Source organism: Xanthomonas sp. NCPPB 1826 (genome assembly GCF_056725285.1).
This window is the reverse complement of record NZ_CM161521.1, coordinates 3,413,475-3,431,367: the sequence shown is the minus strand read 5'-3', so window position 1 is coordinate 3,431,367 and position 17,893 is coordinate 3,413,475. Positions and strand designations below refer to the sequence as shown.

The following is a 17,893-nucleotide window of genomic DNA, read 5'->3' as shown; positions in this document are numbered from 1 at the left end:
GCCCGCACACACTCGCCGCATGCTCACGCGATTGTGACCGGCCGCGCTGCACATTATTTAAGAACTGTATAAGCCAGCATTGTTGGAGATGCCAGCCATGAGAGATATCAAGATGACCCGTCGCGAGGTACTGATCGCTGGCACGGCGTCGGCAGCCAGCGTTGCCGCAACCCAGTCGATGGCCGCCACTGCAGCCAATGCGATGTCGCAGCGGCAGGCAGTCGAGCCTGCCAACGCATCGAGCCAGGTCGCATTCGAAGTCAACGGCAAGCCGGTGACGCTGACCCTGGACAATCGCACCACCTTGCTAGATGCCCTGCGCGAACACCTGCATCTGACCGGCACCAAGAAAGGCTGCGATCATGGCCAATGCGGTGCCTGCACCGTCATCGTCGATGGGCAGCGGATGAATTCCTGCCTGTCGCTGGCGGTGATGCATCAGGGCGGCAAGATCACAACCATCGAAGGCCTGGGCACGCCGGACAAGTTGCATCCGATGCAGGCGGCCTTCGTCAAGCACGATGGATATCAGTGCGGCTATTGCACGCCCGGCCAGATCTGTTCGGCGGTGGCGGTGCTGGACGAAGTCAAGCGCGGCATTCCCAGCCATGTCACCGACGATCTGACCGCCAAGACCAGGCTCACCACGCCGGAATTGCAGGAGCGCATGAGCGGCAACATCTGCCGCTGCGGTGCGTATTCCAACATCGTCGATGCGATCAATGATGTTGCGGGAGAGCGCGCATGAAGGCGTTTAGCTATGAGCGTGCGACCTCACCTGCCGACGCTGCGGCCAAGGCGGCACGCCAGCCGGGTGCCAAGTTCATCGCCGGCGGCACAAACCTGCTCGATCTGATGAAGCTGCAGATCGAGACGCCCTCGCACCTGATCGATGTCAACGGGCTGAGCCTGGACACCATCGAAGAGACGCCGGATGGCGGCCTGCGCATCGGCGCCCTGGTGCGCAATACCGATCTGGCAGCCGATGCCCGTGTGCGTCGCGATTACGCCGTGCTGTCGCGCGCATTGCTGGCAGGTGCGTCGGGACAACTGCGCAACCGCGCCACCACCGCAGGCAATCTGCTGCAGCGTACGCGTTGCCCGTATTTCTACGACACCAACCAGCCTTGCAACAAGCGCCTGCCGGGCAGCGGTTGCGCGGCGATCGGTGGCTTCAACCGGCAGTTGGCGGTGATCGGCGTGAGCGAGGAGTGCATCGCCACCCATCCCAGCGATATGGCCATTGCCATGCGCGTGCTGGACGCGGTGGTCGAAACGGTGCGTCCGGATGGACAGAGGCGTGCGGTGCCGTTGTCCGAGTTCTACCGTGCACCCGGCAAGACGCCGCACCTGGAGACCGTGCTGGAACGCGGCGAACTGATCACCGCGGTGAGCCTGCCCAAGCCGCTCGGCGGCACGCATGTCTACCGCAAGGTGCGCGACCGCGCCTCCTACGCATTCGCCCTGGTGTCGGTTGCAGCAGTCGTGCAACGCGATGGCAGCGTGCGGGTCGGCGTCGGCGGTGTCGCCCACAAGCCGTGGCGCAGCGAGGCGGCCGAAGCACAGTCGCGTCAGGGCGCACGTGCGATTGCCTCCGTGCTGCTCGACGGCGCACAACCCACCGAACACAACGCCTTCAAGCTGCCGCTGGTTGAGCGCACCTTGACCGCGATCCTGGCCGACACGAGGGCCTGACATGAAATTCGACACTCCCGCCAGTACCAATCCCATCGACCAGCTCAAGGTGGTCGGCAAGCCGGTCGATCGTATCGACGGTCCGCTCAAGACCACCGGGCAGGCGCCATATGCGTACGAGCATCACGATCTGCCTGGCCGTGCCGCCTATGGCCATATCGTTGGCGCCGGCATCTCCAAGGGCAGCATTCGCAGCATCGATCTGAGCGCCGCGCGCAATGCGCCGGGCGTGCTCGGCATCGTGACTGCGCAAAACGCAGGCAAGTTGCAGAAAGGCAAGTACAACACGGCCAAACTGCTTGGCGGCCCGGAGATCCAGCATTACCACCAGGCCATTGCGGTGGTGGTGGCCGAAACCTTCGAGCAGGCACGTGCCGCAGGCCAGTTGATCAAGGTCGACTACGGTCGTCACGTCGGTACCTACGATCTGGAAAAGGCCCGCGATGGCGCCAAGGTCACCAAGGAGGGCGGGGCGCCGAACAGTGCGGTCGGCAATTTCGATAGCGCCTTCGTGGCAGCGCCGGTGCAGCTGGATGCCAAATACACCACGCCCGATCATTCGCACGCGATGATGGAGCCGCACGCATCGATCGCGATGTGGGAAGGCGACAAGCTGAGCGTGTGGACCTCCAATCAGATGATCGACTGGAGCGCGGGTGATCTGGCCAAGACGCTGGGTATCCCGCGCGAAAACGTGCGTCTGATGTCGCCGTATATCGGTGGCGGCTTCGGCGGTAAATTGTTCCTGCGTGCCGATGCGGTGCTCGCCTCGCTGGCCGCACGCCAGGTCGGACGCCCAGTCAAGGTGATGCTGCCGCGGCCGCTGATCTTCAACAACACCACGCACCGCCCCGCCACCGTGCAGCGCATCCGTATCGGTGCACAGCGCGATGGCAAGATCACCGCGATCGCGCACGAGAGCTGGTCCGGCGACCTGCCCGAGGGCGGCCCGGAAATCGCGGCCGCGCAGACGCAGTTGCTGTATGCCGGCGCCAATCGGCTGATTTCCACGCGCCTGGCGGTGCTCGATCTGCCCGAAGGCAACGCGATGCGTGCGCCGGGCGAAGCGCCGGGTCTGATGGCGCTGGAAGTGGCCATGGATGAGATGGCCGAGAAACTGGACATGGATCCGGTCAAGTTCCGTATCGTCAACGATACCCAGGTGGATCCGGAAAACCCGCAGCGTCCGTTCTCGCAGCGTCAGCTGGTCAAGTGCCTGGAGGATGGCGCAAAGCGTTTCGACTGGTCCAAGCGCAAGGCCAAGCCGGCCAGCAACCGCGATGGTCGCTGGTTGGTCGGCATGGGCGTGGCGGCCGCATTCCGCAACGCGCCGGTGATGACCTCCGGCGCACGCATGCGGCTGGAGCAGGGCGGCCGTGTGGTGGTGGAAACCGATATGACCGATATCGGTACCGGCTCCTACACCATCATTGCGCAGACCGCTGCAGAGATGATGGGCGTGCCGCTGGACTGGGTGGATGTGCGCCTGGGCGATTCCAGCTTTCCCGCCTCGGCCGGTTCCGGCGGCCAGTGGGGTGCGAACAGTTCAACAGCCGGTGTCTATGCCGCGGCGGTGAAACTGCGCGAAGCCGTGGCCAAGCAGCTGGGGCTGGACCCGGCCAAGGCCGAATTCGCCGAAAGTCATGTGCGTGCCGGCGGCAAGCGCATCGCGCTCGGTGATGCCGCGGCCAATGGCGCGTTGGTGGTGGAGGACAAGATCGAGTTTGGCGAGCTGTCCAAGACGCATCAGCTGTCCACCTTCGGCGCGCACTTTGTCGAAGTCGGCGTGGATATCGCCACCGCCGAGGTACGCATCCGCCGCATGCTGGCGGTGTGCGCGGCCGGACGCATCCTCAACCCCAAGTCTGCGCGCAGCCAGGTCATCGGCGGCATGACCATGGGCGCGGGTGCGGCGCTGATGGAAGAGCTGGCGGTGGACAAGCGGCTGGGCTTCTTCGTCAATCACGACCTGGCCGGTTATGAAGTGCCGGTGCATGCGGACATCCCGCATCAGGAAGTGGTCTTCCTGGAAGAAAGCGACCCGATGTCATCGCCGATGAAGGCCAAGGGTGTCGGCGAGCTGGGCATCTGCGGCGTGGCGGCGGCGATCGCCAATGCGGTCTACAACGCCACCGGCGTGCGCGTCCGCGATTACCCGGTGACGCTGGACAAGCTGCTCCCGCATCTGCCCGAGTTGCTGCGCGCGTGAGTGCGGTGGTGGCCCCGATCACGCATGCAGCGCCGGCCGAGCCGGCGTGGCCGGCATGGCCGAGCTATGCCCTGCACGATGACCTGCTGCCGACGCTGACCGCCTGGCATCGGGCGGGGCAGCGCGTGGCCATTGCCACGCTGATCGACGTGCAAGGCTCCTCGCCGCGCCCGTTGGGGAGCGAGATGGCCATCAGTGCCGACGGCCGGGTGGCCGGCTACGTCTCCGGCGGCTGCGTGGAAGCGGCAGTGGCGCACGAAGCCATCGCCGCCTTGCGCGACGGCATACCGCGCTGGCTGGACTACGGCGAAGGCAGCCAGGTGCTGGACATCCAGCTCAGCTGCGGCGGTCGTATCGGCGTGCTGGTCTGGCCGGTCCAGGACCTGGGCGAGCATCTGGCGCGCTGGCGCAATGCGCGCCAGCATCGTCGTCCGTTCCATGTCGCGCTGGATCGGAGCACCGGCGCCGTCCGTTACCCGGTCAGCCCGCACGACCTGCGTCCGGACGAATTCCTGCGTACGCATCGGCCACCGCTGCGGCTGGTACTGGTCGGTGCCGATCCCGCGCTGCTGGTGCTGGTGTCGCTGGCCAGCCAGATGGGTATCGAGGTGCGTGTGCTGCGGCCGCATGGTCCCAGCGAACCACCGCCCGGCCTGGCCGCGGATCATTACGATCGCCGTGCTTTGGGCGACGCGCTGCAGGATCTGCATCTGGATGCGGACACTGCGCTGTACAGCCTGGCGCATGACGGCGACAGCGACCTGCAGGTCGCCTCTCGCGGGCTTGCCTCCGGGGTCGCCTGCATCGGCATCCTGGGCAGTCGCCAGAAGCGGGAAGCACGCCTGCAGGCACTGCGTGCGCTTGGGCATGACAATGCCGCGCTGGCCAGATTGCGGTTGCCGGCAGGCTGGCGCATGGGGCGCTCCTCCCCGCACACGATTGCACTGGGCATCATTGCCGAAGCCACCCAGGCGGTCGCCGATGGGCAGGCTGCTGCTGCGTCGGCTGGCTAAGAACGGCCACCAACACGACTGCGCGCACCGCCGTGCGGGCGCGGCCAATAGTCGTATGTACCACTCGTACACTGCGATTGCTCCGCGCCATCCGTACTCGCTTGGCGACTGCTCGCTACGTTCCGTTAGCCACTCCAAGCCGTACCGCCGTGAGAACGGGCAGGGCACTGCAATCGCGCGTTTGCATTAACTTCGATATGAATTTCAATGTGCAGTCACCAGCAGGGTGGGCGCGTGGTTGCCGATGAAGTTTCTGGTGCTGAAAAGTAGCAATCTGGAGAGTAAGTAATTTTTGATATGCCTTTTAAGGCATGCTCTTGTGATCCGCACTTCTGCAGGTAACTGCGCCATCCAGCGCTGGAAATCAGTCGCTGCCGTCCTGAGCGCAGCGCTACCGCAGCTCCGCATGTTTCTTCGTCATGCTTGCGTAGCAGTGCAATGCACGCCGGTCGGTTTGTAGACGTAGGAAAGCGTCATTATCTGGATCGGGGAATGCGCTGCATTTAGTCACTCCGCGCGCACAGTTACCTCTTTAGGCTGGCGCATCCCCAATATGCACGCCACGTCGCCATGACCGAATTACTTGATCACTACGACGACGTCTCCTGCGACGCAGCTCGATTGCCGTCGCCAGTCATTGCCGGCCCTCTCAACGCAACCCGGCGCGATGCGCTCGTTGATGCGTGCCCGATGCTGCGCACATCGCGCCATCGCTCGCCGCGCGCTATGGCATCGGACGCATGAGCAGCGATCACGTTGCGCTGCTGCTCGCCGCGGGTGCAGGACGTCGCTTGGGGCGCTCCAAACAATTGCTGCTGCGCGACGGCGAACCGTTGTTGCGGCGTTTCGCACGCGTCGCACTGCAGACGGCGCCGCGCCGCTGCGTGGTGGTGCTGGGCGCCGATGCCGACGCGTTGACCGGGGTCCTGCAAGGCCTGGAGGTGGAAGTGTTACGTCACGCCGACTGGGCCGCCGGCATGGGCTCCAGCCTGGCGGCGCTGCGCCAGCATGTGCAGGACGATACATCGCTAAGGCGCAGCCTGATTCTGGGGTGCGACCAGCCCGCGCTGGATACGCCGCATCTGCGCGCCTTGCTGGAAGAAGCGGACCGGGCCGCATCCGGATGCGCCACCAGCGGGTACGCCGGTGTGCGCGGCATCCCGGCGGTGGTCACTCACGCGGCCTGGGCCGACGTGCCGCTCCACGGCGACAGCGGCCTGCGCGGCTTGTTCGCCGGCCTGGACGTTCAGAGCTTGGGTTGCGTCAGCGCTCCGGCGCTCGCGCTGGACGTGGACACGCCCGCCGACCTGGTCGCAGCGCAACAGCGTGGCTGGGTGGACGCGGATTGAGACACCGTGACGGGTGCTTGACGCGCTATCCGGCAGCCTGGTGGCAGGGTTGCCTCAGGACCACAGCAAGAGTGCTTCCCTGATCACCAGGACATAGCCCACCACCATCGCGGTCTTGACCGGAAACTGGAACTTCCTGAGCAGATGCATGCGACCCCTCCCCCGAGGCATCTCCAAGAGCGACGAATTCCCCCGCGCCGTCTGCGCCCGTTGACGGCCAGCTGCGACGTCTGTTCGCCGCTCGAGCGCGAATTTAGCGCCAGCTCCGGTCGGTGTCACGTAAGAATTTTCCTACCTTCATGCCAGTGTCCGCCCGACGGCGTTGGCATAGGCGAAAAGACATGCTGGCTATGCCGGACGCGGGGCCCCAGGCCACTCTCCCGCGGCCCCTTGAGTAAGGGCACGCCGGCATCCCGAACGGGACCCCGGCACTCCCATCGCTGGTGCGCTGCGCCATTCCGCGCTGCCCACCTCCGTCGTTCTATCGCTGCATCTACTGGCCGGAGGCCCTGATGGACGAGTCTCGTTATGTTGTGCGTATTCATCCCGAGCAGGGCGGTTGGTGGGTGACCCGGCCGCAGTGGTCGCCGCTGCGTTATCTGCGTGAGCAGGGCGCGCTGGAAAATGCCGAATTGATGGCCAAGCTGCATTGCATGACCACCGGTCAGCCCAGTGGCGTGGTGTTGAAGACCGCCGAAGGCGAGCGCGTGGTACGTCGCTACGGCTGACCGAGCGATCTTCTTGCAGGGATCGCAGGGGAAACGCTGACTATCCCGTCAGGGCAGGGTGGCCGATCACACGCACCCGGCAACCCTAGCCCAATGCGCCAGCCGGCGGCCTTGCAGTCACGCCGGGAGTCGCCCGCAGATCCAGTCGACTGGACGCGACCGATCGGCCATTCTTGCTGCGATCCGCACCTTGGCGGCCCCTGTCGAGAATGTCGCCCCTAGTGAATGCCGCCGGTTCTGCCTTGATCCAAAACGATATCGTGGTCTTCGGCCTGATCGCCGCCACACTGGGAGCGGTGTTCTGGACCTCCTCGCGCGAGCAGGGGCCTTGGCGACGCTTCTACGCCGTGGTGCCGGCGCTGCTGCTGTGTTACCTGCTGCCGGGCATCTACAACACCATCGGCCTGATCGACGGTGCCAATACCCGCCTGTACAACCCGATCGCGCGCGACGTGCTGCTGCCGGCCGCGCTGATCCTGCTCACGCTGAGCATCGACCTGCGCGCCATCCTGGGACTGGGGCCCAAGCTGGTCGCCATGTACCTGGGCGCGTCACTGAGCATCATGCTGGGCGCGGTGGTGGCGTTCTGGGGGATGGGCTGGGTGCATCCGGCCACGGTGGCCGGCGATACCTGGGCCGGCATGGCCGCGCTGGCGGGCAGCTGGATCGGCGGTGGGGCCAACATGCTGGCGATGCGCGAGGTGTTCGATGTGGATGCCACCACCTTCGGGCAGTTTGCAGTGGTGGATGTGGGCGTCGGTTATGTGTGGATGGCGGCGCTGATCTTCCTGGCCGGGCGCGCGCGCAGCATCGATGCGCGCAGCGGCGCCGATACCCGCGCGCTGGATGCGCTGCAGGAGCGCATGGCGCGGTTCCAGGCCGAACACGCGCGCATCCCCAGCCTGGCCGATCTGATGGTGATCGTGGCGGTGGCGTTCGGCGGGGTCGGGCTGGCGCACGCGCTGGCCAGTCCGCTGGCCGCATGGTGCAAGGCCAATCTGCGCTGGTCCAGCCAGTTCAGCCTGGACACGCCGTTCGTGTGGGTGGTGGTGCTGGCGACCAGCATCGGCCTGCTGCTGAGCTTCACCCGCGCGCGCACGCTGGAAGGGGCCGGGGCCTCCAAGATCGGTTCACTGCTGCTGTATTTCCTGATTGCCTGCATCGGCATGCAGATGGATCTGCTGGCGCTGCTGGACCGGCCCTGGCTGTTCCTGCTCGGGCTGATCTGGATCGCGGTGCATGTCGGGTTGCTGTGGGGCCTGGGCCGCCTGTTGCGGGTGCCGTTCTTCTATTTCGCGATCGGCTCGCAATCCAATATCGGTGGGCCGGCCTCGGCGCCGGTGGTGGCCGCCGCGTTCCACCCGGCCCTGGCGCCGGTTGGCGTGCTGCTGGGCACGATGGGCTACGCCACCGGCACGTACCTGGCCTATCTGGTCGGCATCACCTTGCGTGCGATGGCGGGAGCGGGCTGACCGAGCAGTCGCACGGTCGGTGTAGTCGTCGGGAAGGTGTGGCAAAACATGCCGGGGTTACTTGGCGGTATCACGCATTGGCGCAGTGCCGGATGTACTGGCTGCATCCCTTCGACGAGCGCTTGCGAGGTGTTGTCAGCCTTGAGGCGGGCACTGGCCAGAGCCAGTGCCCGGTCATGATTACTGCTGAAGGCCGCGCCGCTGCGCTTCCTGCTGCGTGCTTTGCTGCGACTGCTGCTGATTGTGCTGCTGCAGCTGATCGACGTTGCCGTGCGCCGGCTCGTTGGCCGCCGAGGCGGTCTGCACATGGCTTCGCAGATGCGCCGGGTCGTCCATCCGGCCTTGCACCGCAATCAGGCTGTCGCCGTCGCGGTTGGGCACCAGGTGGTCGATCCGCTGCAGGCCGTCGCTGCTTGCACGCGCGGCCACGCTGGCGGCGGTGTTGAGAAACGCGGTGTCGTCTCGCAGGCCCAGGCGTTCGCGCTGGCCATCCAGGCGCACCACCGCGTCGTTGAACAACTGGCTGCCTGCACCTTGCGCCTGCCCGGGCGATTGCATCTCCTGCGCCTTCATCACCGAGTCCATGCCGTGCAGGTCCATGCGGTGCATCAACATTCTGCCGGGCACCAGGCGCTGCCCGAACGACAACGGGTCCGGTTCCGGCAGCTCGATCTGGTGGCCGGCCGCATTGGGCATCGCCCATTTCAGCGGGATGCTGTCTTCCTGCAGATGGGTGAGGATCTCGTTCTTGACGTGGTAGCCGCGGATCAACTCGCTGCTGGCGTACTCCTTGGCTGCCGAGGCATCCAGGCCCTGGCGTTCCAGCGTGCGGTCGTTGACGCCGGCGGCGTTGTAGGTCACGGCGGGGATGTCGTTGACCATCGCCGAAGCGGCCGCCAGGCCGCCGCCGAGCGAATGCCCCGAGATCACCACCTGGTCGCCGAACGCCTGCTTGGCCTGGCTGCCGAGCTGGATGGCAGACGCGTATTGCGCGTCGTCGAAGCCCAGGCCCTGGCCAAGGTTGTGCTTCCAGTCCTTGCCTTCGTCGGTGCCGCAGAAGCCGAGCACCACCTGGCCCTGCTCATTGCGGTAGAACGCGGCATCGAAACCGCTCTTGGCATCGTGCAGCAGGCCGGGGTCGATGCCCGCCCGTTGCAGCGTGCTGTCATCCATGCGCGTCCAGCCGTTGGGCAGGGGCGCAAAGGTTTCGGCGCTGCCTTCGCGTCGCTGCGAGGCAGTGGCGTAGAGGTCTTGCAGCACCCCCGGGAACTGGCGGTCTTCCGGCTGCGGTTGCTGTCCACGCATCGCCTCTGCGAATGGGGTGGACGAGGAATTTGACGGGCTCATGCGCGGCTCCTTGCGTTCGTCGTGCGAAAAGCCCGCTTAGCGGCTGCTTTCCACGGGAATGTTGTGGGCGCTCAACCATGCGCGCACGTCCGACCTGGCCTGCTGGCCGGCTGCATTGAGCAGGCGGTCCGGGGTGGTGAAGAAATACGCCTGGAAGGTTTTCTGTTGCGCGTTGCGCAGCGTGGGATCCACCCCGGCCTTGAGCAATTGCAGCACTGCCGGGCTTGCCGCGCCGCTTTGTGCGGCCAGATGCAACACGCTGTTGCCGGTATTGTCGACGCGCTGTAGATCGGCGCCTGCCTGGATCAACAACGCAATCTGCGCATCGCGCTTGCTCTGTACGGCGCGGAACAACGGCGTCCACCCGGCGCGCGCGCTGACCACATCGACCGGCGCCTTGTGCTGCAACAGGATATTCAGGTATTCCGCATCCTTCGCCATGGCCGCCATATGCACGACCGTTTCCTGGTCCATGCCCGGCAACGACGGATCTGCGCCGGCATCGAGCAAGGCGGCCAGGGCGCGGGGTTGTTCGTTCCAGATCGCCCACTCGAGCAAGGTGACGTTCTGATCGCCGTGTGCGGCGAGATCGACTGTCGGTGCGAGTGCGCGGATTTGGGCGACATCACCGTGCGCGATGGCGTTGGCGATGTCGGTCAGGCCGGGGTCGCGGAAGGCGACGGTGTGGTCCTGCAGCGTAGCTGACATGGTGGTTTGCTCCTTGGCACCGGGCGAGGCGGTGCATGAGACCGCGAAAAACGAGGTCGCAAGAACGAGCAGGGTGGGGAATCGCGTCTGCATCGAAATCTCCTTCTCCTGATCGCATTCCTGGTGGCACTGCGGTGTGTCCTTCCGCAGCCGGGCCGATCCTACCAGCTGTCTGGACGACGCGCGGTAAGATTTTGTGACATGCCGGCGCCGCAGGTTTCAGTTGTTGAGGCCGTTTGTCGTCGTGGTGTCGGCATGTCGCCGATGCATCACGATGAGTCTCACGCGCGCAGGCACTCCGCCACAGCCAACGGTCACAAGACGGCCGGCATAATGGTGCTTTGCGAGCAGATGGGTGCAATGGTCTACGAATTACTGATCAGCGATTGCGATGGCGTGCTTGTCGACAGCGAAATACTGGCCGATCGGGTAATGCGCGAGGCGCTGGCGGCCTTCGTGCCGGCCGAAGCGTTGGAGCAGTTGCTCGGCACAACGTTCGGGCAGACCACGCGTGAGGTATTGCTGCGCGTGCAGGAACAATTCGCAGTAAGGCTGCCAGAGACTTTGCTGGCACAGATCCAGGCGCGTAGCGAAGCCTTGATCAAGGCCGAGGTGCAGCCGATTGCCGGCGTGCGCGATGCATTGGAGCAGATTCCGTTGCCGCTGGCGGTGGCCTCCAACAGCCGCCGTCATAACGTGATCGCCTCGGTCGAACGGGTGGGGCTTACCGCACGCGCGGCGGGGCACATCTTCAGTGCAGACATGGTGGAGCGGCCCAAGCCGGCGCCGGATGTCTATCTGTTGGCCGCACGCACCCTCGGCGTTGCGCCGGAGCGCTGCCTGGTGATCGAAGACAGCCCCACCGGTGCGACTGCCGCATTGGCGGCCGGCATGCAGGTGCTGGGATTTACCGGCGCCAGCCATATTCCGCAGGGCCACGCCGACACCCTGCGTCGCATCGGTGTGCTGGGGGTGTTCGACGATATGCGCGAGCTGCCTGCGTTGTTCGAGCGGCTGGCGCAAAAACGCGCTAGCTGAGAGCTGCCGGCAGTACGTCTTGGACGCGTGTCGATGGTGGCGCAATCGCAGCCCTCTCATTCTGCAACCGACCGGGCCAGACCGTGCAATCGACCTGCAATGACAGGGCTGTTGCGTCATAGCGTGCCTTGGAGACCGTCAAAGGCTTGGTCCATCGAGCGCGCGGTGCCCTCACCACTTGCGGGACACGCCGCAAGGACGTCCGTGTAGGCTCGGTGGCGGCATCCATGCCGCCACACGGTCCCGCAACCGGCAAAAGCACCGCACCAGAAAGTTGGTCGGTTGCTTTCTTGAGAGCTTGTCGCTCGGCTTAGGGTGGCAGACGAGACGTTTGTGGGTTGCGTGCTGAAAGTCCGTCCACAACTGGGCTCGCGATGGCGTGGTGAGACGCTGGTCGACGCACACCGATCCGACCAATGCACCTCATGCACTGCTTGCAACCACGCACACCGACTCTCTCGACTGGTCCTTGCCCGCCCACCGTCGCGGGACCTTACGCGGCATGGATGCCGCGTAAGAGCCTACAAGGACGTACTTGCGGCGTGTCCCGCGACGGTGGGCGGGCAAGGGCCCTGCACCAACCCCAAGCCATCAACGCAGCAGGGCGCGATTCGCATCGCGCCCTGCTGCGTTCCGACTCGCCACCTATCCGGTCATCCGGTCAGCAGCAGCGAAACCCGCTCTTGCCGCCGTAACGCGCGTCCTGGCGCTCGCGGAAGAAGGTGGGGTAGTCCATCACCGGTTTGTCGGGGTGTTTTTCCAGCATGTGGCGCACATAGTTGTCGTAATCGGGAATGCCGCAGCACAGGCGTGCGGTCTGGATCAGGCGCCGCCAGATGCGGCGATGCACCTGGTATTGGCTGGCGAGAACGAGTTGGGTGCCCATTACAGGTCCGCCATCTGGTGTGGCTGCAAGGCCACGTACGGAGTTTCGCGGTCGCTACGCTGCGGAGTGCGGCGTGCAATCACGATGGTCTTGATCGCATAGATCAGGATCGAACCCACCACGAACAGGAACAGCACGGTCAGCCCAGTATTGACGTAGGCGTTGGTGACGATCTGCTGCATCTGCGCCACCGTCTTGGCCGGCGCGGTGATGGTGTTGCTGGCGATGGCGTCCTGGTACTTGTGCGCCTGCGCCAGGAAGCCCTGCGCCGGGTTGCTGTCGAAGATCTTGATCAGCCCCGCATAGGTGGTGCAGATCAGCAGCCACACCGCCGGCACCAGGGTGACCCAGGCGTAGCGGTCGCGCTTCATCTTGAACAGCACCACCGTGCCCAGCATCAGCGCGATTCCGGCCAACATCTGGTTGGAGATGCCGAACAACGGCCACAGGGTCTGGATGCCGCCGAACGGATCGATCACGCCGGAGTAGAGCAGGTAGCCCCACAACGCCACGCAACCGGCGGTGGCGATGATGTTGGCGGCCCACGATTCGGTTTTCTTCAGCGCCGGGATGAAGTTGCCCAGCAGGTCCTGCAACATGAAACGGCCCGCACGCGTCCCCGCGTCCACGGCGGTCAGGATGAACAGTGCTTCGAACAGGATCGCGAAGTGGTACCAGAACGCCATGGTGTCTTCGCCAGGCAGCAACTGGTGCAGGATCTGCGCAATGCCCACCGCCAGGGTGGGCGCACCACCGGCGCGTGCCAGGATGCTGTGCTCGCCGATGTCGCGTGCCGTGGCTTCCAGCACATCGGGCGTGATCGCAAAGCCCCATTCGGACACCTTGGCCGCCACCGCCACCGTGTCGCTGCCGACCAGCGAAGCGGGGCTGTTCATGGCGAAGTAGATGCCCGGCTCGATGATCGATGCGGCCACCAGCGCCATCACCGCTACGAACGATTCCATCAACATGCCGCCGTAGCCGATGTAGCGCATGTGGCCTTCGTTGGCGAGCAGCTTTGGGGTGGTGCCCGAGGCAATCAGCGCATGGAAACCGGAAACCGCGCCGCAGGCGATGGTGATGAACAGGAACGGGAAGATGCCGCCCTTCCAGACCGGGCCGTCGCCGGTGGACGCGAACTGGGTCAGTGCCGGCATCTTCAGATCCGGCATGACCACCAGGATGCCGATCGCCAGCGCCAGGATCGTGCCGATCTTGAGGAAGGTGGACAGGTAATCGCGCGGCGCCAGCAGCAGCCACACCGGCAACACCGACGCGACGAAGCCGTAGCCGATCAGCATCCAGGTGATCTGCTTGGCGGTGAAGGTGAATGCCGGGCCCCAGCTCGGATCCGCCGCGACCTTGCCGCCCAGCCAGATCGCGCCCAGCAGCAGGATCAGGCCGACCACCGAGATCTCGCCGATCTTGCCGACCCGGATGTAACGCATGTACACGCCCATCATCAGCGCGATCGGCATCGTGGCGATGACAGTGAACATGCCCCACGGGCTTTCCGCCAGCGCCTTGACCACCACCATCGCCAGCACCGCCAGGATGATGATCATGATCAGGAAGGCGCCGAACAGGGCGATGGTGCCGGGCACCTGGCCCATTTCCTCGCGCACCAGATCGCCCAGCGAACGGCCGTTGCGGCGGCTGGACAGGAACAGCACCACGAAGTCCTGCACCGCGCCGGCAAACACCACGCCGACCACCAGCCAGAGCAGGCCGGGCAGGTAGCCCATCTGTGCGGCAAGCACCGGGCCGACCAGGGGCCCGGCACCGGCGATCGCGGCGAAATGATGGCCGAACAGCACGTGCTTGTTGGTGGGCACGTAGTCCAGGCCGTCGTTGTTGGCCACCGCAGGCGTGGCGCGGGTGACGTCCAGCTGCATCACCTTGTCGGCGATGAACAGGCTGTAGAACCGGTAGGCGATCAGATAGATCGACACCGCCGCCACCACGATCCACAACGCGTTGATGTGTTCGCCGCGGCGTAGCGCCACGGTGCCCAGACAGAACGCGGCCAGCAGCGCCAGCGCGCCCCAGGCCAGCTTCGAGAACCCTTTCATGCATGCCCCTCAGGAACGATTCACCCAAGGGTCACCCTCTGCCCGCCCGGGGTCAATGGTGCCGTTCCGGGCCGGGGTAAAACTTTAGTTGTAGAGCGTCTTGGCGCCGCCTGCCGGATCGCGCGGCGGTGCCGGCGGGTTTTGGAACGATCGGTTGCGCCGGTCGCGGTTGGGCCGCGTGCCGGCTGCATCCATTATTCGAGCCAGTCATTCACGCAGGGAGAGGTCGATGAGCACCACCACCACCGCAGCGGCACACGTGCTGCGCACCATCCGTGGCATGCCCACCTCCGACGGTGCCGGAGTCAAGCTGACCCGCGTGATCGGCACCCAGCAGCTGCCGGACCTGGACCCGTTCCTGATGCTGGACGAGTTCGGCACCGACAAGGCCGAGGATTACCTGGCCGGGTTTCCCAGCCATCCGCACCGCGGCTTCGAGACGGTGACCTACATGCTCGACGGGCGCATGCGCCACAAGGACAACCATGGCAACGAGGGTCTGCTGACCCCGGGCAGCGTGCAGTGGATGACCGCCGGGCGCGGGTTGATCCATTCGGAAATGCCCGAGCAGGAATCCGGGCGCATGCGCGGATTCCAGCTGTGGGTGAACCTGCCGGCGCGCGACAAGATGACCGACCCCAAATACCAGGAGTACGCCCCGGAACGCATTCCGGTCGCCCAGCCGGCGCCTGGCGTCACGGTCAAGGTGATCGCCGGCGCGGTGGGCGAGGTGCGTGGCCCGATCGTGCAACCGGCCACCGAACCGGTGTACCTGGATATCGCACTGGCACCGGATGCGGCCTGGGACTATGTGCTGCCCAGCGGCCACAACGCGTTTGCCTATGCGTTCGAAGGCGCAGTGACGGTGGGCGAGGGCGATGCCGCGCGTGCGCTGCCGGCGCAGGAACTGGCGGTGCTCGGCGGCGGCGAGCGCCTGACGCTACGGACCGGTGCGCACGGTGCGCAGCTGATCCTGGTGGCGGGCCGCCCGCTCAACGAGCCGGTGATGCGGCACGGCCCGTTCGTGATGAACACCAAGCAGGAATTGATGCAGGCCTTCGTCGATTTCCAGGAAGGCCGGTTTTGAGCCGGCGCGCTCCAGCCACCGCGGGGTCGCGGCATGAGTGACCGGCCCGTCAGTGTCAGCACCGGCGCGGTGCCGTACACCGTGAGCATCCACGATGGTCAACACAGCTGGAGCGGCGACACTCAGCCGGCCAACGGCGGCGCCGACGCCGGGCCGGATCCGGAGTCGCAGGTGTTGGGTGCCCTGGGTGCCTGCACCGCGATCACGGTGTCGATGGTGGCCGCGCGCAAGCAGTGGCCGTTGACGGCGGTGCATGTGCATCTGCATTACACCCAGCGCGGCGCTGCAGGCACGCGGATCACGCGGCAGATCGAACTGGAAGGCACGCTGGACGATGCGCAGCGTGCACGCCTGCTGGAGGTGGCCGACAAGTGCCCGATCCATCGCCTGCTCACCGGCGAGGTGCGGATCGAGACGGCATTGCAGGGCGACGGCGACGCGTCAGGTGCGGCGGCGGGCGTTTGAAAGCGCAGGCGAGCCGCATGCGGGTGCTCCGCCGGCTCGCCTGAAAGACCGCGTCAGGTCGGCATGCCCTGGCGCGTCACGACCGCTTGCCTCAGCGCTGCAGTGCCAGGCTGGCCGGCTGCAGGTCCATGTTCTGCACCAGCGACTGCATCGAGGCCAGTTCCTCGGTATCGGCGCCGTCGATCCATAGCTGCGCGTAGCGCTTCTTGCCCAGCTCGACCACGGTGACGCGGCGCGATTCCATGCCCGGCAGTTCGCGGCCGCCCAGGTCGAGCTTGTACCAGTAGAAATCCTCCTGCTGGATCTGGCCTTTCTCCGCGCGTCGGTCGCGCGCCAGCGTCATCGCCGGGTCGCGGGTGGTCAGCATTACGCCGACCACTTGGCGACCGTCGGCGGTCATGGCCTTGCAGACCAGATAGTCCGCGCCCGCAAGCTCGCTCCACTGCAGCCCGGAGGCTGGCGGTAGCGGCGGGCAGACCGGTGAGGTTTGGGCGTGAACGGTGGCGGCGGCCAGCAACAGGCTCAGGCCGACAAGGCAGGATGCGGACTTCATTCAAGTGTTCCCCGGCGTTGGATGTCTGCGCAGGGACAGCGTCGTCGCGCGTGTCGCCGCATCAGCCTGTGCGCTCCCCGCCCGGCTGTGCCCGCACGCAACCTGTCCCCAACCTATGGGGACATCACTACCACAGGTGTGGCTGCAAGCTCAAGCGCAATTCGCAGGCCGGGCTGCAATCGGTCGTGCGCACCGGCACTTCCGTTTCGAGACCTGGGTGGGTTGGGCGGCGCTTGCGCCGCAGACTGCGGTCAGGGGTAGTTGACCGGCTTGGGCGCCGGGGTTTCCGGCAGCGGGATGAATTCCTTGTCGTCGCCGGGAATGCTGCCGAAGCGACCGGCCTGCCAGTCGTCCTTGGCCTGCTCGATACGCTCCTTGGAGCTGGAGACGAAGTTCCACCACAGGTGGCGCGGGCCGTCCAGCGGCTCGCCGCCGAGCAGCATCGCCTTCAGCGGCGTCCTGGCGCGCAGGCGCCCGCGGCTGCCGGGCGAGGGCACGATCAGGTGGCGCGCGGGCACGTCGGCGCCATCCAGCTGCGCCTCGCCTTCCAGGATGTAGAGCGCACGTTCGGCATGGCCGGTGTCCAGGTCGATCTCCGCATCCGGCTGCAGATCCAGCGCGACATTGAGCGTGCCGCTGAACACCTGCACCGGCGATTCCTCGCCGTACGCACGGCCGGCAATCACGCGTAGCCAGACGCCATCGCGGCGTTGCTGCGGCAGGCTGGCGGCGGCGTGGTGATGGAAGGCGGGCGCGGTTTCTTCGGCCGAGCGCGGCAGTGCGATCCAGGTCTGCATGCCGTGCAGCGCATGCGTGCGGGCGCGCTCGGGGCCGGGCGTGCGCTCGGAGTGGGCGATACCGCGGCCGGCGGTCATCCAGTTGACGTCGCCGGGGCGGATCACCTGGTCCGAGCCCAATGTGTCGCGGTGGCCGATCTCGCCGGACCACAGGAAGGTGACCGTGGCCAGGCCGATATGCGGATGCGGACGCACGTCGATGCCGTGATCCGGCTCCAGCACCGCCGGGCCCATATGGTCGACGAACACGAACGGGCCGACGCTGCGCGCCTGCAGCGTGGGCACGGCGCGGCGGACTTCCAGCCCGCCGATGTCGTGCACGCGGGGAGCGATCAAGGTGGTCATGGCGGCGGCTCGCGGTGGCTGGAGTGGTCGCCAGCTTTGCATGCGCGCACGCGGCCGGGCGAGCGCTCCACCAAGACAGATCGTCCCGGAGGCAGTGTCACGTACGAGGCCGGCGACGTGTTTTTCAAT

General features: G+C 65.9%; 16 protein-coding genes and 1 other RNA gene. 11 read left to right on the top strand and 6 right to left on the bottom strand.

Annotated elements, in window-relative coordinates:
• Positions 1–97: 97 nt before the first annotated feature.
• The 8 genes from paoA (at position 98) to AC1PLA_RS14475 (ending at position 8,466) form a co-directional block, all read left to right on the top strand.
• A complete protein-coding gene (paoA, locus tag AC1PLA_RS14510) occupies positions 98–748 on the top strand; it encodes an aldehyde dehydrogenase iron-sulfur subunit PaoA (RefSeq protein WP_024939376.1) in 651 nt (216 codons plus the stop codon).
• A complete protein-coding gene (locus tag AC1PLA_RS14505) occupies positions 745–1,695 on the top strand; it encodes an FAD binding domain-containing protein (RefSeq protein ID WP_481104826.1) in 951 nt (316 codons plus the stop codon). The genes paoA and AC1PLA_RS14505 overlap by 4 nt, the downstream gene beginning before the upstream one ends.
• A 1-nt stretch (position 1,696) precedes the next feature.
• Positions 1,697–3,904: an aldehyde oxidoreductase molybdenum-binding subunit PaoC gene (gene paoC / locus AC1PLA_RS14500; RefSeq protein WP_481104825.1), complete on the top strand. Its 2,208-nt coding sequence runs from the start codon at positions 1,697–1,699 to the stop codon at positions 3,902–3,904.
• Positions 3,901–4,917 (top strand): XdhC family protein, encoded by a 1,017-nt coding sequence (locus AC1PLA_RS14495; protein WP_481104824.1) that lies wholly within the window; start codon positions 3,901–3,903, stop codon positions 4,915–4,917. The genes paoC and AC1PLA_RS14495 overlap by 4 nt, the downstream gene beginning before the upstream one ends.
• Positions 4,918–4,972: 55 nt before the next feature.
• A non-coding RNA gene (locus AC1PLA_RS14490) (sX9 sRNA) lies at positions 4,973–5,048 on the top strand.
• Between the two features lie 609 nt (positions 5,049–5,657).
• Entirely contained in the window at positions 5,658–6,266 is a 609-nt protein-coding gene (locus AC1PLA_RS14485; RefSeq protein ID WP_481104823.1) for a nucleotidyltransferase family protein, read from the top strand.
• A gap of 512 nt (positions 6,267–6,778) precedes the next feature.
• A complete protein-coding gene (locus AC1PLA_RS14480) occupies positions 6,779–6,994 on the top strand; it encodes a hypothetical protein (protein WP_024939372.1) in 216 nt (71 codons plus the stop codon).
• Between the two features lie 221 nt (positions 6,995–7,215).
• Positions 7,216–8,466 carry a DUF819 family protein gene (locus AC1PLA_RS14475; RefSeq protein ID WP_481106207.1) on the top strand — a complete coding sequence of 417 codons (1,251 nt, stop codon included), beginning with the start codon at positions 7,216–7,218 and terminating at the stop codon, positions 8,464–8,466.
• Positions 8,467–8,646: 180 nt separating this feature from the next.
• Here AC1PLA_RS14475 and AC1PLA_RS14470 read toward each other — a convergent pair whose 3' ends face one another.
• Positions 8,647–9,813 (bottom strand): Tle-like phospholipase domain-containing protein, encoded by a 1,167-nt coding sequence (locus tag AC1PLA_RS14470; RefSeq protein WP_481104822.1) that lies wholly within the window; start codon positions 9,811–9,813, stop codon positions 8,647–8,649.
• A gap of 36 nt (positions 9,814–9,849) precedes the next feature.
• Positions 9,850–10,614, bottom strand: a complete 765-nt coding sequence (locus tag AC1PLA_RS14465; RefSeq protein ID WP_481104821.1) for an ankyrin repeat domain-containing protein — start codon at positions 10,612–10,614, stop codon at positions 9,850–9,852.
• A 240-nt stretch (positions 10,615–10,854) separates the two neighbouring features.
• Here AC1PLA_RS14465 and AC1PLA_RS14460 point away from each other — a divergent pair, with 240 nt between their 5' ends.
• Positions 10,855–11,559 (top strand): HAD family hydrolase, encoded by a 705-nt coding sequence (locus AC1PLA_RS14460; RefSeq protein WP_181109524.1) that lies wholly within the window; start codon positions 10,855–10,857, stop codon positions 11,557–11,559.
• Between the two features lie 661 nt (positions 11,560–12,220).
• Here the strand turns inward: AC1PLA_RS14460 and AC1PLA_RS14455 are convergent.
• The gene (locus AC1PLA_RS14455) at positions 12,221–12,445 is read right to left on the bottom strand and encodes a YbdD/YjiX family protein (protein ID WP_016904074.1); all 225 of its coding nucleotides are present in this window, start codon (positions 12,443–12,445) and stop codon (positions 12,221–12,223) included.
• Positions 12,445–14,517, bottom strand: coding sequence for a carbon starvation CstA family protein (locus tag AC1PLA_RS14450; RefSeq protein ID WP_481104820.1), 2,073 nt, complete (start codon positions 14,515–14,517; stop codon positions 12,445–12,447). Before AC1PLA_RS14450 ends, AC1PLA_RS14455 begins: the two co-directional genes overlap by 1 nt.
• 229 nt (positions 14,518–14,746) lie before the next feature.
• Here AC1PLA_RS14450 and AC1PLA_RS14445 point away from each other — a divergent pair, with 229 nt between their 5' ends.
• A complete protein-coding gene (locus tag AC1PLA_RS14445) occupies positions 14,747–15,604 on the top strand; it encodes a pirin family protein (RefSeq protein WP_481104819.1) in 858 nt (285 codons plus the stop codon).
• Between the two features lie 33 nt (positions 15,605–15,637).
• On the top strand, positions 15,638–16,069 hold the full coding sequence (locus AC1PLA_RS14440; protein ID WP_016905026.1) for an OsmC family protein: 432 nt from the start codon (positions 15,638–15,640) through the stop codon (positions 16,067–16,069).
• A 91-nt stretch (positions 16,070–16,160) separates the two neighbouring features.
• Here AC1PLA_RS14440 and AC1PLA_RS14435 read toward each other — a convergent pair whose 3' ends face one another.
• Together AC1PLA_RS14435 and AC1PLA_RS14430 are read right to left on the bottom strand one after the other, a co-directional pair.
• Positions 16,161–16,622, bottom strand: coding sequence for a hypothetical protein (locus AC1PLA_RS14435; protein ID WP_481104818.1), 462 nt, complete (start codon positions 16,620–16,622; stop codon positions 16,161–16,163).
• A gap of 251 nt (positions 16,623–16,873) precedes the next feature.
• On the bottom strand, positions 16,874–17,764 hold the full coding sequence (locus tag AC1PLA_RS14430) for a pirin family protein (RefSeq protein WP_039519908.1): 891 nt from the start codon (positions 17,762–17,764) through the stop codon (positions 16,874–16,876).
• Positions 17,765–17,893: the final 129 nt, after the last annotated feature.